At 53.3% G+C, this 15,799-nt stretch carries 9 protein-coding genes; 6 read left to right on the plus strand and 3 right to left on the minus strand.

Going from position 1 to position 15,799, the window contains the following annotated elements:
• Window positions 1-406 precede the first annotated feature (406 nt).
• The 5 genes from IR195_RS20105 (at window position 407) to IR195_RS20125 (ending at window position 11,477) form a co-directional block, all read left to right on the plus strand.
• Window positions 407-1,351, plus strand: coding sequence for a PDDEXK nuclease domain-containing protein (locus tag IR195_RS20105; protein ID WP_206048443.1), 945 nt, complete (start codon window positions 407-409; stop codon window positions 1,349-1,351).
• Window positions 1,352-1,497: 146 nt separating this feature from the next.
• On the plus strand, window positions 1,498-5,031 hold the full coding sequence (hsdR, locus tag IR195_RS20110) for a type I restriction-modification system endonuclease (RefSeq protein WP_206048444.1): 3,534 nt from the start codon (window positions 1,498-1,500) through the stop codon (window positions 5,029-5,031).
• 142 nt (window positions 5,032-5,173) lie between these two features.
• Window positions 5,174-6,814 carry a class I SAM-dependent DNA methyltransferase gene (locus tag IR195_RS20115; RefSeq protein WP_206048445.1) on the plus strand — a complete coding sequence of 547 codons (1,641 nt, stop codon included), beginning with the start codon at window positions 5,174-5,176 and terminating at the stop codon, window positions 6,812-6,814.
• The gene (locus IR195_RS20120; RefSeq protein ID WP_241006773.1) at window positions 6,814-8,214 is read left to right on the plus strand and encodes a restriction endonuclease subunit S; all 1,401 of its coding nucleotides are present in this window, start codon (window positions 6,814-6,816) and stop codon (window positions 8,212-8,214) included. The genes IR195_RS20115 and IR195_RS20120 overlap by 1 nt, the downstream gene beginning before the upstream one ends.
• Window positions 8,211-11,477, plus strand: coding sequence for a DEAD/DEAH box helicase (locus IR195_RS20125; protein ID WP_206048446.1), 3,267 nt, complete (start codon window positions 8,211-8,213; stop codon window positions 11,475-11,477). The genes IR195_RS20120 and IR195_RS20125 overlap by 4 nt, the downstream gene beginning before the upstream one ends.
• A 142-nt stretch (window positions 11,478-11,619) precedes the next feature.
• On the opposite strand, the gene IR195_RS20505 is transcribed toward IR195_RS20125, so the two are convergent.
• The 3 genes from IR195_RS20505 to IR195_RS20145 form a co-directional block, all read right to left on the minus strand.
• Window positions 11,620-12,477, minus strand: a complete 858-nt coding sequence (locus IR195_RS20505; RefSeq protein ID WP_241006774.1) for a protein NO VEIN domain-containing protein — start codon at window positions 12,475-12,477, stop codon at window positions 11,620-11,622.
• A 5-nt stretch (window positions 12,478-12,482) separates the two neighbouring features.
• Window positions 12,483-13,361, minus strand: a complete 879-nt coding sequence (locus IR195_RS20140; RefSeq protein WP_206048449.1) for a YicC/YloC family endoribonuclease — start codon at window positions 13,359-13,361, stop codon at window positions 12,483-12,485.
• A 94-nt stretch (window positions 13,362-13,455) separates the two neighbouring features.
• Window positions 13,456-14,472: a substrate-binding domain-containing protein gene (locus IR195_RS20145; RefSeq protein WP_206048450.1), complete on the minus strand. Its 1,017-nt coding sequence runs from the start codon at window positions 14,470-14,472 to the stop codon at window positions 13,456-13,458.
• A 309-nt stretch (window positions 14,473-14,781) separates the two neighbouring features.
• Here IR195_RS20145 and IR195_RS20150 point away from each other — a divergent pair, with 309 nt between their 5' ends.
• Window positions 14,782-15,765, plus strand: coding sequence for a substrate-binding domain-containing protein (locus IR195_RS20150; protein ID WP_164517129.1), 984 nt, complete (start codon window positions 14,782-14,784; stop codon window positions 15,763-15,765).
• Window positions 15,766-15,799: the final 34 nt, after the last annotated feature.

The following is a 15,799-nucleotide window of genomic DNA, read 5'->3' on the forward strand; positions in this document are numbered from 1 at the left end:
CCCGCATACAAGCGTTATCGCTCGCCCAAAAAGTTATAATCAGCACCAATTTTCGAAGCACCAAGCTGATACTGATGCACCCCATTAGCTTTATGTGCTGTTTGATTGCAAAGTACACGATATTTTTCAGCGTGTGGCTGCTAGTTCGGCGCAGTCATGCCAGTAATGTAAGGATCCCAAATGGCCATTAAGAAGAACGAGCTCTACTCATCCCTTTGGGCAAGCTGCGATGAACTGCGCGGCGGTATGGATGCCAGCCAGTACAAAGACTATGTGCGCAAGACAGCACGCTGAGTGCCCCTCAGTGGAAGGACACTAACGGCCAGTTGAAACCCTTCGATTTCGCCGTCGCCAACCCTCCGTTCTCCAACAAAAACTGGAGGTGCGCTAAGCCGTAAATACGGCCATGGTACAAAGCTACTGGGAAATAGGCCGTCTGATTGTCGAGCATGAGCAGCAAGGCAGTAGCCGCGCCGAATACGGCAAACAGCAGCTCCAGCAGCTTTCGCAACAGCTCACCGAGCGGCTGGGTAAAGGCTTTGATGTTCGCAATCTACGCAATATGCGCCAGTTTTATCAAAGCTTTCCAAAACGGAACGCAGTGGGTACCGAATTGAGCTGGACTCACTATCGCACCCTGCTGCGAATAGAAAATGCCCAAGCCCGCGACGGGTATTTGCAAGAAGCCATCAACCAAAGCTGGAGTGCGAGAGCTCTAGAACGCCAGATTAATACCCTCTACTACGAGCGCCTCCTGGCCAGTCAAGACAAATCACTGGTAGAAGCTGAAGCTCAACAAAACACCCGACCGTTGGCGGAAACCGCCAAAGATTACCTGCGTGATCCCTACATTCTTGATTTCCTTAACCTACAGGATAAAACCTATCAGGAAAGCCAGCTAGAACAGGCCATTATCAGTAACCTGCAGCAGTTTTTACTGGAACTGGGTAAAGGTTTTGCCTTTGTGGAGCGCCAGCAGCGCATTCGCTTTGACGACGAAGATTTCTATATCGATTTGGTGTTTTACAACTTCAAACTGAAGTGCTTTTTGCTGGTGGATCTAAAACTCGGCAAGCTCAAGCATCAGGATATCGGCCAGATGGATACCTACGTGCGCTTATACGATGAGCAACGCAAAGGCAGCGACGATAACCCCACCATCGGCTTAGTGCTATGCAGCGAAAAAAGCGAGGCGGTCGTGAAGTACTCAGTGCTGGCCGAGCAAAAACAGCTGTTTGCGGCGAAGTACCTGCCGTATCTGCCCTCTGAAGATGAACTCAAGCGCGAGTTAGAGCGCGAGCGCGCAAAGGCGGTTGAACAGCTTCAGCAGTCGGAATTGAGCAAGGAGTGAACGTTAGCATTCGAAAACGTAAACCGAACACCACTGTCGCCATCCCCAAAAGTAGACTTAGCTAAGCACACTCTATTTTATTAGTATGGGCTGTAATAAAGCATTCGCGACAAAGCCAAACTGCCAAGACGTGGAGAGTAAATGTAATGACAACACCCTATCCTCCCAGCAACTTTGGCTTTTTAGCAGAGCATGATGCGCTATTTGTCGAACTAACGGCCTCTGCCGAACGCGCCTTTGCCAGCGACCCTAACACCACATTAATTAAGTTGCGCCAGTTGGGGGAAGCGCTCGCCCAGCATATGGCGGCGATGTCCGGGGTAGCGTTTGACAACCAAACCAGCCAAGCCGACTTACTCTACCGTTTAAATCGCGAGCTGCGCCTTGAGCCCCAGGTCAAAGAACTGTTTCACACCCTGCGCATCGAGGGTAACAAAGCCACTCATCAGTTTCGCACCCGCCACAAAGAAGCCATGGATGGCCTGAAGCTTGCCCGTGAACTGGCCATCTGGTTCCACCGCTCCTTTAGCAAGGCAGGCACCACCTTCAAGCCTGGTCCCTTTGTGCCACCCACGGACCCCAGCGCACAGTCGCGCCAGCTTCAGGCCGATATTGAAAAACTCCGCCACGAGCTTCAACACGCCAATAAAGCGTTGGATAGTAGCCAGCAGCTCAGCCAACTGGTCGAGCAAGAAAAGCAAGAATACGAGGCGCTGGCCTTAGCCATGGATGAAGAATCCCGCGCCCTAGCAAAACAGGCGCACAGCCACGAACAGGCACTAGCCCAGCAACAACAGGCTTACGAAACCAAAATTCGCGCCTTACAAACGCAACTCACCGCACAGGGCGAAAGCAGCGTTAATCAGCAGCGCCAGCAGGTAGCCAGTAAAACCAAAGCCGCCAGCGACACATTAGTGCTGAGTGAAGAGTTAACGCGAATACTGATTGATCAGCAGCTCAATGAAGCGGGCTGGGAAGCCGACAGCCAAGAGATTACCTATCAAAAAGGCGCTCGCCCCGAGAAAGGTATCTACCGCGCTATTGCTGAATGGCCTACTCAGCCAGTGCATCAAACCAATGGCCCAAAGGAACGAGCCGACTACGTGCTTTTTTGTGGCTTAACGCCAATTGCCGTGGTCGAAGCTAAAAAAGAGAACATCAATGTAGCGGGCAAGATTGATCAATCCGAGCGCTACAGCAAAGGCCTAAGCGTTGAGCCACCGATGGTCGGTGCCTGGGAGCTTGCCGGGCGAACCATTGCATGGCCCGCGGATGATGAAGGGCACTTTAAAGTACCTTTCGTGTACTCCTGCAACGGACGCCCTTACCTGCCACAGCTGGCAGAACAGTCGGGCACCTGGTTTCGAGATACACGAGAACCCAGCAACACCCGCCGCGCCTTACCCCGCTTTCATACTCCCGGCGGCCTATTAAATCTACTGGAACGCGATCGAGAAAACGCCGACAAGCTGCTCAAACAAGAGCCTTTCGGTTACCTCCGGCTCAGGGAGTACCAGCAAAAGGCGATTCTGGCGACTGAACATGCATTGGCTCGCGGCACCCGCTCTGCCCTGCTAGCCATGGCCACCGGCACCGGCAAAACCCGCACCATTATTGGCCTGATGTACCGGTTTCTTAAAACCGAGCGTTTTCACCGCATTCTGTTTCTGGTCGACCGCACCGCCCTTGGCGACCAAGCGATTGATGCCTTCAACGAAGCGCCACTGGAGCAGAACCAAACCCTGAGCAAAATCTACAACGTGGCAGAACTGGGCGATATGGCAGCAGAAGCCGAAACTCGCGTGCAGGTCGCCACCGTGCAGGCCATGGTGAAGCGCATTTTCATGAGCGACCAGCCACCGCCGATTGATCAATTCGACTGCATCATTATCGACGAAGCCCACCGCGGCTACACGCTAGATCAGGAAATGACCGAAGGCGAGCTGGCCACCCGTGACGCCAGCCAGTACCTCTCCAGCTATCGCCGGGTGCTTGATTACTTCGATGCAATCAAAATCGCGCTTACCGCCACCCCAGCCAAGCACACCAGCGAGATTTTCGGCAAACCAGTGTACACCTACTCTTACCGAGAAGCGGTGGCAGACGACTGGCTGATCGACCATGAGCCGCCCATCCGATATGAAACCCTGTTGACGCAAGAAGGCATCCTGTTTGAGAAAGGTAAGCCCATCGAGGTCATCAACACCCAAACCGGCGAAGTCGATACCACTGAGCTTGAAGACGAGCTGCGCTTTGACGTCGACGCCTTCAATCGCCAGGTCATCAACGAAAACTTCAACCGCGTGATCTGCGAGCAGCTGGCCGAAGAGCTAGATCCGTTTGGCGATGAAAAAACGCTGATTTTCTGCGCCACCGACCTTCACGCTGACATGGTCAAACGGCTATTGGATGATGCCTTTAAAGCAAAATATAACGGCAACTATCACCAGGCAGCGGTGGCTAAAATCACCGGCAAAAGCGATAAGGTCGACCAACTGATCCGTCGCTATAAAAACGAACGCTACCCCAATATTGCGATTACCGTGGATCTACTCACCACCGGTATCGACGTGCCAAAAATCTGCCACTTGATATTTATGCGTCAGGTGCGCTCGCGGATTCTTTTTGAACAGATGATTGGCCGCGCCACCCGCCGCTGTGACGAGATTGGCAAAACGGTGTTCACCATCTACGACCCGGTGGATATCTACGCCGCCCTGGCGGAGGTCAACACCATGAAGCCGCTGGTGCGAGACCCTAATATCAGCCTTGAGCAGTTGGTAGATGAGCTGACCGATGAGCACCAGTTGGAAAATGCGCTAAATAGCCCCGGCGAACAGCAGGGCGAAAGCCAGGCTGATGTCGTGCTCAGCCAGCTCAGCCAAAAAGTAATGCGTGTACTACGCAAAGCCGAGACCAAAGCAGAAAACAAACCCGCGCTAAAGCAAAAGCTTGATGACCTACATAGCCTATGGGGCGTGGAGCCAAATAAGCTCCACGAGCATTTACATAAGCTGGGCCCAAGGCAGGCATCCGCGTTTCTTCGCCAGCATAGCGGCTTGATACACCAGCTAGCCGAGGTAAAACAGCTGGTGGGCAGCGAACGTATGCCAGTGATTTCCGACCACGACGATGAGATTCGCGAGCGTAGCCAGAGCTACGGCGTTCATAAACGCCCGGAAGATTACCTGGATAGCTTCAATGCGTTTATCAAAGAGCAGATCAACCAATCCGCCGCCCTGGCCGTGGTGGTTAACCAGCCTCGCGACCTTACCCGCCAGCAGTTAAAAGACGTTAAAGTGCTGCTGGATAACCACGGCTACTCGGAAGCCAATCTGCAAAGCGCCGTGCGCAACCACACCAACCAGGATATTGCCGCCAGCATCATCGGCCATATCCGCCGCGCCGCCCTGGGCGAGCCGTTAAAACCATTTGAACAGCGCGTGGCTGACGCCATGGATCTCCTCTACACCCAGCACGACTGGACGCCCAACCAACGCAAGTGGCTGGGTAAGCTGGCCAAACAGCTTACCAAAGAAGTGATTCTCGACCGGGACACCGTCAACCAGCTCCCTGCCTTCCAAGGCGGCGCTAAGCAACTGGATAAAGTGCTTGGGGAGCAGTTGGACAGCGTGTTAGAGGAGTTGAATGAAGCGATGTGGCCGCCCAAAAGTGCGTGATGCGGCTATTTCATTTTTATAACTAGCCGCCACATGTATAGAAACCCAGCTTTTCTTAACATGTGCTCGGTAACGTGCAAAGATTTCGGCCCTTTCTATTCATGTCAGCGTCTCAATCGCTTTTTATCACCCTAGGAACCTCATGACCAATAACGACATCGTTCAAAAACTCTGGAATCTGTGTGACGTACTGCGCGATGACGGCATCAACTACTCCGACTACGTCACCGAGCTAGTGCTGCTGCTGTTTATCAAGATGGTGCATGAGAATACCGAAGCGGGCACCCTGAAGAAGCACCCGCTGCCGGAAGGGTGTCGCTGGACAGATCTGAACAACAAAGATGGTCAGAGCCTGCTCGAAACGTATAAACGAATTTTGCTCGCTTTATCGACGGGTAAGGACAGCCAAGGTAATCAAATACATAACGACCCATTGATAACAGCGGTTTACGCCGATGCACAAACCCGCCTGCGGGAGCCGCGGCACTTAAGACAGATGGTCGTGGCACTTGATCAAATCGATTGGTTCAGCGCCCAGCAAGATGGCCTGGGCGATTTATACGAAGGCCTGTTGGAGAAGAACGCCAACGAAACCAAATCCGGCGCGGGCCAATACTTCACGCCCCGGGCGCTGATCAACAGCATGGTGCGCTGCCTAAAGCCCCAGCCCGGCGAGCTTATTCAAGACCCCGCAGCGGGCACCGCGGGCTTTTTAACCGCTGCCGATCAGTACATCAAAGAGCACACCGACGACTTGGCAGACCTGGATGCCCAGCAGCAAATATTCCAACAGAACAAAGCCTTTGTGGGCATTGAACTGGTGCCCGGCACCCGCCGCTTGGCGCTTATGAACTGCCTGCTACACGGCATGGAAGGCGACGACGAAGGCGTGGTGCATCTCGGCAACGCCCTGGGCCAAGCGGGCATACACCTGAAAAAGGCCGATGTGATACTGGCCAACCCGCCCTTCGGCACCAGCAAAGGCGGCGACGCCAGCATTACCCGCGACGACCTGACGTTTAAAACCAACAACAAGCAGCTTGCCTTTCTGCAGCATATTTACCGCAATCTAAAGCCGGGTGGCCGCGCTGCCGTGGTACTGCCGGATAACGTGCTGTTCGAAGCGGGCGTGGGCACCGACGTGCGCCGCGATCTGATGGACAAATGTAACCTGCACACCATTCTCCGCCTGCCCACCGGTATCTTCTACGCCCAGGGCGTGAAGACCAACGTGCTATTTTTTACAAAAGGAAAGGTCACCAAAGGCAGCGTGGCAGACAAGTATCAGGAAGAAGGCTGCACCGAGAACGTCTGGGTGTATGACCTGCGCACCAATATGCCGAGCTTCGGCAAGCGCACGCCTTTTGGTGAGCAGCATTTGAAACCGTTCGAGGCAGTGTATGGCGACGACCCCAACGGCCAGAGCCCGCGACAGGAAGGCGAGTGGTCGTTCAACGCCGACGAGATCGCCGTCGATGCCGAGGCCTCGGAAGAAAACCAGGGGGTGAGTGACGACCGCCTCGCCAAATCCCGCTGGCGCTGCTTCAGCCGCGAGTGGATTCGCGACACCAAAGGCGACTCGCTGGATATCAGCTGGCTCAAGGACAAGGACAGCGTGGATGCCGCTGACCTGCCCGAACCCAGCGTGCTGGCCGGTGAAGCGATGAGCGAGCTGGTGCAGGCGATGAGTGAGTTGGATAGCTTGATGCGTGAATTGGGGGCTGAGGAAGAAGCGGATGGGCAGCGGATGTTGTTGAAAGAAATGATGGGTGAGGTTAAGTAATGCCAAGCCAAACAATACCCAGTGGCTGGATTCGAGCCAAAATCTCAGACATCGCCATCAAAGGCATGCAGCGAAAACCTGAATCTGATGAAAGCTTTACCTATGTTGATATAGGCAGCATCGACAGGAGCCTAAAAAAGATCTCAGCCCCTCAAGTGATCGACGGGAGGGAAGCGCCTAGCAGGGCCAGGAAAATTATCGAAGATGGTGATGTTCTGGTATCGCTCACCAGACCAAACCTTAATGCTGTGGCTCTGGTCACTCCAGAATATCACAAACAAATTGCGTCTACAGGGTTTGAAGTCATTAAGCCGACCCTTGTAGATAGCCGCTATATATTTGCGTTGGTTCGCTCAAAAGAATTCGTCGATCAAATCAGCGGTGTCGTCCAGGGTGCCCTCTACCCAGCAGCGAAGTCATCAGATGTTCAAAACTTCGAGTTTTTGTTGCCTTCCCTCGCCGAACAAAAAGCCATTGCCGACAAGCTAGACACCCTGCTGGCCCAAGTGGAAAACACCAAAGCCCGCCTTGAGCGCATTCCCGAGATCCTCAAACGCTTTCGTCAATCCGTGCTCGCGGCAGCGGTAAGTGGGCGGTTGACGGAGGAGTGGCGTGGTAACAATTCGAATTTGGAACTACTTGAACCTTCAATAAAGAGCTTAACTGAATTTCGTGATAGGGAACTTGCGCCACTTCCCGACCAATGGACTTGGCTAAGTTTTGAAAAGGTAGCGAATATTGCCTCCAATCTTGTAGATCCTTCTAGTGACCCAGAGGCCATTCACATTGCGCCGAATCATATAGAGTCTGGAACAGGTTCTATATCAGAATATCAAACAGTTTCAATAGATGGCGTCACCAGTTCAAAGCATCGGTTTTATAGAGGCCAAATATTATATTCAAAAATTCGGCCCTACCTATGTAAGGTCACAGTGGCACCATTTGATGGTCTTTGTAGTGCTGACATGTATCCAATCAGTAGTAAGTTGGAAACTAATTACCTGTATCGTTGGATGTTGAGTTCTCTCTTCACTGACTGGGCATCAAATGCCGGAAGTCGCTCGGTACTTCCCAAAATTAATCAGAAAGACCTCAAGAAAATTCCGGTTCCCACTCCACCAATGCAGGAACAAACCGAAATCGTCCGCCGCGTCGACCAGCTCTTCGCTCACGCCGACCGCATTGAGCAGCAGGTCAATCAGGCGCTGGCTCGGGTGAATAACCTCACTCAATCCATCCTCGCTAAAGCGTTTCGCGGCGAGTTGACCGAGCAGTGGCGTAAAGAGAACCCCGAGCTAACCAGCGGCAAGAACAGCGCAGAAGCACTGCTGAAACGTATTAAGGAAGAACGGGCGGCGAAAGCGCCTGTAAAACGTACAAGGAAGAAGGCAACGGCATGACATCCCACCCTACAGCTTCAACCACGCAGGCCGAGCGCATACTGTCGTTCTGGCACAAGGTCGAGTTTTTTGTCTCGCCGGATTTGACAGAGCTGGGCGCAGGTTATGATGGCGTCATTAAGTACCCGCAGCATGATCTTGAAAACAGGCCCGCTTGCTTACCATGGCTTGATCGGTCGCAGCTATCTCGGGCGCGCGGTTCGCATAACCCGGACACACCCTACAAGTTCAAACTTTATCTCGGGGTGTTTTACCGCAGCGAGATATTTCGTATTGCCCGTGAATGCTATCCGGAAAGCGCTGATGGGCCGCAAGAGCGTGACGCTGACGAAGGCCAAACCTGTTCAATGACGGTGATGGTCGACGAGTATGGCCGTATCCAACCTGATAGCTTTAAGTTCTCGACGGCGCCCTGGGCGTTGGGCGAGGTCATACAGGGGCGGCTAGATGCGATGACCATGCAGGCGTTCGAAGGAGCAACACAGCAATTCAGAGATCGGCTCACAACGATCGTGAACGTGGCTGATAATGTCAAACGCGAGCATGGGCTACCTAGGATGCTCACCACGTTTGAGCTAATCGAGATGCTCAAAGCCATGGCCGATTGGACGTCGTTCTCCACCGAGCGACCGGGCGCGCCTGCCATGTACGTTCAAATGTTCAAACTGGAGGACAAGAGGGCTATCGAGGCTTGGCAGCATGCGCAACGACCTTGCTTAACGGCGGAATCGCTTCACCTCCTCGCGACTGAGTTACCAATAATGCTGCAGTCGGAAGTGCGTGGCCCGATCATTCAGCAAGAACCCCGAGAACCCGACCTGGATAAGGAAGTCGATACCTCCGATGAAATTGCCATTTTGAATAGCTTTTTCATCCGCGATATCGAGCGGGTCATAAACACGCTAAAAAGCGCCGGTCTTGCACCGGGCTCGCCGCTGGCGCGTTATTTAGAAGGCAATGGGGAGAAACAACCGGATTTGCTGCTGCCAGAGGGACAAGCTGCGCTGATGGAGATGGTGGCTCCTAAGCGCATACCCAATGGCCGCTGGCCCGGTGAAGACAAGCAGTCGATGAGTCTGATGCAGCAGTTTGCGATCAATACCATCGACCATGAGCTTAAAGAGACAGGACTTTATTCCGTCAACGGTCCGCCAGGAACCGGGAAGACCACCATGCTGCGTGATCTGGTGGCGCGCAACGTGGTCAAGCGCGCTGAAATACTAGCGTCGTTATCCTCTCCAGAAGCGGCATTTGGAAAACCCATTTGCGCCTACATTCAAGATGAAAAAAGGGAAATCAAAACGCTGATTCCGGCGTTGACAGGCTTCGAGATGGTGGTGGTCTCAAGCAATAACGCGGCGGTCGAGAATGTCACCCAAGAGCTGCCACAAATAAAGGCGATAGGGGAGTCATTTAAAAGTCTGGAATACCTGAAACCTGTCGCGCAGAAACTAGCCGCCAAACACAAAACAAAAAACGGACAGGTACATATCTTCCCTCTAGCGCCTGAAGAAGAATGTTGGGGCCTGATAGCAACAGCGCTAGGCAACAACAGAAATCGCAAACGTTTCGGCGAACACGTTTTTTATAAAAAAATTGATGGTTGCATAGCGAAAAATGCAGCATCAAGTTACTTGACGTTTATCCCGGCACTAAATGCTCGAGCCAGTAAGTGTAACCCTAAACAGCTGTTTAAGGACGCCCAGAGTTCGTTCAGTGCAGCCGAACAGCATGTGCAGACTATCCATAGTGAGCTTGCACGTTTGCAGCAGCTTCAGCGACTCAAGGCTCAGGTTGAAATTTCACGCCGTCATGCTGACGTTCACAAAAGATTCGCAGCTCGTGTAGCCCTTTGGTTAAGCAACAAGCGAGCTAAGCGCTTGCCCTTTTGGGCGATAGCCGCCCGCGCTAAAAAGCATTCTACTATCAAGCAAATCGAATTACGTTTTAGCCGCGCTGAACATCAGGCAGCGGTCAGTAAGCAGCGCCTGGAGTCGCTGAAGTTAAGATTTGATGACGAGCAGCAAGCGTATGCTTCATTGGTCGACAAATATAGCGATGTGCTATTGCCCGACAGGGAGATAAACCTGGAGACGCCAGATATACAACGTACATCGTTTGGCCATGGCCAAGCGCTAAATAAAGCGCGTAGCGAACTGACTGCACGAGCATTTGAGTTGCATGAAGCCTGGTTGGTTGCTACCTATACGGGAGGCAACAACCTTTGGCCCACGATCAAGTCGTTAATGCCAATGTTGAATAGCAAAGTAGAAAATCGCGATACAGCGAAGGCGTTGTGGCAGATGCTGTTCATGTTTGTACCGGTCGTTTCCTCCACCTTTGCGTCGGTCGCGCGGCAGTTTCAGATACTTGAAGAGAGTGATATTGGCTGGCTTTTCATCGACGAGGCTGGTCAAGCTACTCCTCAGCAAGCGGTGGGTGCGCTTTGGCGCGCAAAACGAGCCGTGGTTGTCGGGGATCCACTACAGATCGAGCCAGTATTTACGGTACCGGCACCGTTGGTCGAGGCCATGGCCAATAAAGCGCTGGGCGATGAAGGGCTCGATTGGTCGCCTACCACAGTATCTGTGCAAATTCTTGCCGACCGAGTTAATCCGTATGGCACGCGTCAAATTACGGATTCACTTTGGGTCGGTAGCCCACTTCGCGTGCACCGCCGCTGTCAGGAACCAATGTTCAGCATTGCCAATAAAATTGCCTATAACGATAAAATGCTGCACGGCAATTCCGACCTTGCCTCAGGGCCAAACGGCAGTGTTTGGATCGATATCGAAGGCGAGGTAGATGGCCGTCATTTTGTGCCTAGTCAAGCAGACGCCGTCTACGACTTATTAATGGACCATATTCAACAGAATCCGCTGCGGCCACCTGAGTTTTATATCATTTCCCCCTTCAAGGAAGTGGCCAACAGACTAAAGAAATACCTCTCAGAACAGCTTTCAGCGCCCTGTTTTAAAAGCAAGGAAGAGCTTAAGGCGTGGTTGAAGACCCACATTGGCACGGTACATACCTTTCAAGGCAAGGAAGAGCGCAACGTGATTCTGGTATTGGGCCTTTCAAAGGCTAAGCCTGGCGCAGCCGATTGGGCCTCAAGCACACCAAACATCTTAAATGTGGCGTTAACACGGGCCAAAGAACGGGTCTATGTAATCGGCAGTAGCGAAATTTGGGGTGGTAAGAATTATTTCGTCGATGCTAAGCGCCAGTTGGGTACCGCAGAGGCACTGGAAGTCGAAACGTAATCTCACCTGTCTTTTCCAAACAAATGCCTAGTGCGATATCTAATAAACGCCAGCATCATCGCTTCCGGTGCTGGCATTTCACCACGAACACTCTCAGCGGCAGATATTTTGATTTCTTGAAACCGCTCCCGATTTCAAGCCATCAACGCACCCCCGCCCGATAGCTGTCCGGTTCAAGCCAGAGCTGTTCGCGAAGATCGCCTTTCAAGAAAAAGAGCTTCGGCCCCTTGCGAAAATTGAACAGCCGGAACAAGTGGTAGTGATTCGAATGGGCACGCGAGCAGTCGAGCTCGTTGGGGGTGATGAAAAACGCGCTCTCCTTGGCAAAGGCGGTGGTCTTGACCTCGATCAGCCGGTCGCGGCCGTCGGGCTCGAAGGAGCGTATATCGAACCCCAGGCCGTCACCCTGAGTCACCGCAACATGCTCGACACACGCAGCGAGCTTTTCCTGACCAGCTTGTGTCAGGCGGTGCTGCTCGAAGCGCATCACCAGATGCTCGCCCGCAAGCCCCAGCTCGCGGTTGCGAGTTTCCCGCGCCAAGTAGTCGCGTTTTTGCGACGGGCGCACTGAATAGTCGGCGTGGAATTCCCGAACGCCTTGTTGCGGCGGTGTCGTTCTAGGAGGTTCGACGATGATGCGCTCGTCTACGATGCCAGTGGTATCAACCACTGGGAGGTCGGCGGCCAAGCGCGCTGCACGATCAACGAGCTCGCTTCGCAGCAACAGCTCCTCGACAAACTCAACCAGGCTTTGTTGATAATTGCTGCGCGGCTTGTAGCCATCGACATAGGGGCAGTTGGCATCCCGCAACACTGCACTGATATTGCAGTGCTTGAACTCTATGGCGCTGGCCGAGCGGCCATCAAGCTGTGTCATCAACGCACGATTAAGTGCGCGCTTGTTATAACTTTGCCCGCTTAGTTCCGCTACTAGCATCTGCCGGTAGGTGGCAACGGTTGCCTCTACCTCGCTTGCACTCCAGGGTGTCGCTCGACTCATGCTCATCACTCTATATTCTGAATTTGCTCCCGCATCTGCTCAATCAGCACCTTCAACTCCACTGCACAACGCGTCGTCTCCGCCACCACGGATTTTGACGACAGCGTGTTGGCTTCGCGGTTGAGTTCCTGCATTAGGAAGTCCAACCGGCGGCCTTTGGGGCCTTTCTGAGCGAGCTGGTGGCTCACTTCTGCTATATGTGCGGTGAGGCGGTCCAGTTCTTCGTCTACATCGGCTTTCTGCGCGACCAGTACCAGTTCGGCCTCCAGGCGTTGCGGGTCGAGTTCGGTTTTGGCGACTTCTAAGCGTTCCAGCAGTTGGGCGCGCTGGCGCTCTAAAATTTGCGGCAGCAGGCTGCGCACGGTGGCCACTTGTTCGCTCACAGCCGTTAGGCGAGTGGTAATCATCTCAGCGAGTTTTTCGCCTTCGCGGGCACGGGCGTCGATCAACTCGTTCAGTGCTTGATCAAATAGCGTTTTGGCGGCGGCTTTGATGGCGTCTTGATCTAGATGCTGGGTTTCCATAACGCCGGGTTGGTTAAGCAACGCCAGCGTGGTGGGCGGCACGGCACTGGGCACCTGTTGCTGAATGGCGGCCAGGGCATCGGCTATTTCTTTTAAGCGCTGGGCGTTAACCGCAGGGGCTTGATTGGCTTCGGCGGCTTCAAAACGCAGACTGCACTCTACTTTGCCACGTGCTAGACGCGTGCGTAAGGCATCGCGCAGCACCGGTTCTAGCTCGCGTAGAGCGTCGGGCAGGCGAAAGTGCGGTTCCAGATAGCGCTGATTCACCGAGCGGATTTCTACCTGCAGAGTGCCAAACGGGGCAGCCTGCTCGGTGCGGGCAAAGGCAGTCATGCTGTGTACGTGGCTGGAAATGGCCATGTTTCATCCTGGTAGTGAATAATGGTGTATAAAGCTTCGCCCTAAATGGCTAGCCTATTCATTTGATTAAGTAAATGCTTTGCGAGAGCGCGCATCAAACACCTATTATTTCTGGCTGAACCTCTATGAGCAGACTGGGGTCCTGCGGCGGGGTATCAATCAGTTCGAAGACGCAGTCAATCATCTCAATTACATTTTGCCGAACCATCATCAAGCGCGGATGAAAGGCAGCGGCAAGCGGATCCCAGTCAAAACATCCAAAAATAATGTCATCTAGATAATAGCCATTTAGCTGCAACCCACGAACGACGCCCTCAAGAGAAATCGTCGAGTTGACGAACATAGCACTGGGCAGAGTAGAACAATTCCGCATGTATGTTTCCAGCGCAGCCTGGGACTTATAGGCAGCATAATCGCAGGGGAGGATATTCTCTTCCGCCGTCGCCAGCCCCATTTCCGCTCTGGCTTGCTTGAAGCCGGCAATACGCTCGCGGGTATTGTGATCCTCATCACGACCGCCAATAAATAGCACAGGGTCATCACTGCGCTTCTCTTTGGCAAGGCGGTTGAGGATGGCGTGGGTAAGCTGTCGCGCGCCTTCACGGTTATTGGAAATCACCGATGGTGCTTTACTGCCAGGAAGGTCGAGATTAATGCTTTGCACGCCGCTCTCGGCACACATCTGCGCAATCGTATCTGGATCCGTTGCCCCGGTGCATACAAGGCACTCGACACGGTAAGCAAGCATCATACGGGCGGCTTCACACTCTTGCTTGGGATCTCGATTCGTACACGAAACAATCGCAAACAGCCCCCGCCGACGCGCTTCCGATTCGAAGTGTTGGGCTATCGAACTGAAATAGCGGTTGTCGTACAGCGGCAGGATCATGCCAATGATACCTGAGCGCTCGCGCCGCAAAGCACGGGCCTGCATGTTGGCCGAGTAGCCCTCCGACTGGGCGAGCGAAAGAATTTTGCTGGCAAGCTTCTTACTGATACGTCGGCGCTGCCATGTGCCGTTGAGCACGGCACTGACAGTACTGGGCGATGTTTCTGCCAACCTCGCCAAGTCGTAAATAGTCAGCCGCTTGGATGAAGAATTGCTAACCACGTGGCAGCTCCTTGCAATTAGATAAAAGTAGCATTGACGTGATGATGCATTAGATCAATCCTACGCTATGCACAACCGATTGTGCATTGTTGATTAAATGACAATAGCGATGACGCATCGCTTAGGTACCACTCAACGTATCCAGCACTGTGTAACGTTTTTATGCATTAAATCCCTATGTATTGTGACGCTATGAAGAGCCTGCGCCGTTTCATTTGACCATGGCGCAACGTACAGCAGCATTATTAAAGCGCTTCAATGCACTCTATTCCACTGATTGGGTCAGCCAACAGCAAGCAGGAAATCACAATGAAATACAAAGCACTTCTTACCGCAGCTACGCTAACAGGCATTATCGGCAGCACCGGCGCAATGGCTCAGGAGTCTCCTACAATTGCCGTGGTCGCCAAGGTCGGTGGCATCCCTTGGTTCAATGCTATGGAAATGGGCATTGAACAAATGGGTGAAGAGCTTGGCGTAGAAGCCTATATGGTGGGTCCCACCAGTGCTGACCCCGCCCTGCAGGTACGCGCAATAGAAGATCTAATCAGCCGTGGCGTTGATGTCATCGGTGTTGTCCCGAATGATCGTGAGGTTCTTGAGCCGGTATTGGAACGGGCACGTGATCAGGGAATTATCGTCCTGACTCATGAAAGCCCTGAATCGATCAACATCGACTACGACTTTGAAATGATTTCAGCGCAGCAGTTAGGTGAAGAGCACGCCAAGCTATTGGCTGACACTACCGGCTGCGAAGGCTCTTATGCTGTTTACGTCGGCGGCCTCAGCGTGCCCGCGCACAACGCCTGGGCCGATGCGGCCGTGAACTGGCTTGATGATAACTGCTCGGGCTTGACCCAAGCTGCTGATCGTTTCGGCGTTGCCGAAAGCGTCGACGATAGCCGCAACACCACCCTGGACTTACTGCGTGCCCACGAAGACTTAGCCGGAATCATGTCGTTTGGCAGCCAGGGAACCATCGGCGCGGCGCGGGCCGTGAAAGAGCGTGGTCTGGAAGGGGACGTAGCGGTCATGGGCCTTTTCTCTCCGGGTCAGGGCCGTCGCTTAGTGCATGAAGGCGTGATTACTGGTGGTTTCCAGTGGAGTCCTTTGGAGGCAGGCAAAGCATTCGTTGCCCTTGGCGAGATGCTCTATAACGGCGAAGAGATTACCGATGGTGCCGACTTGCCGATACTGGGTGAAGTTACCCTGGACGGCAAAACCATCTTTGCCTCACAGCCACTCAAGCTGAGCAAAGATAGCGTAGATGAGTTGGCAGAACTCGGCCTGTAAAACCGCCCTGCTTGATCGTGTAGAGACTGCCGCG

Source organism: Vreelandella venusta, from assembly GCF_015689495.1.
Classification (GTDB): Bacteria; Pseudomonadota; Gammaproteobacteria; order Pseudomonadales; family Halomonadaceae; genus Vreelandella; species Vreelandella venusta.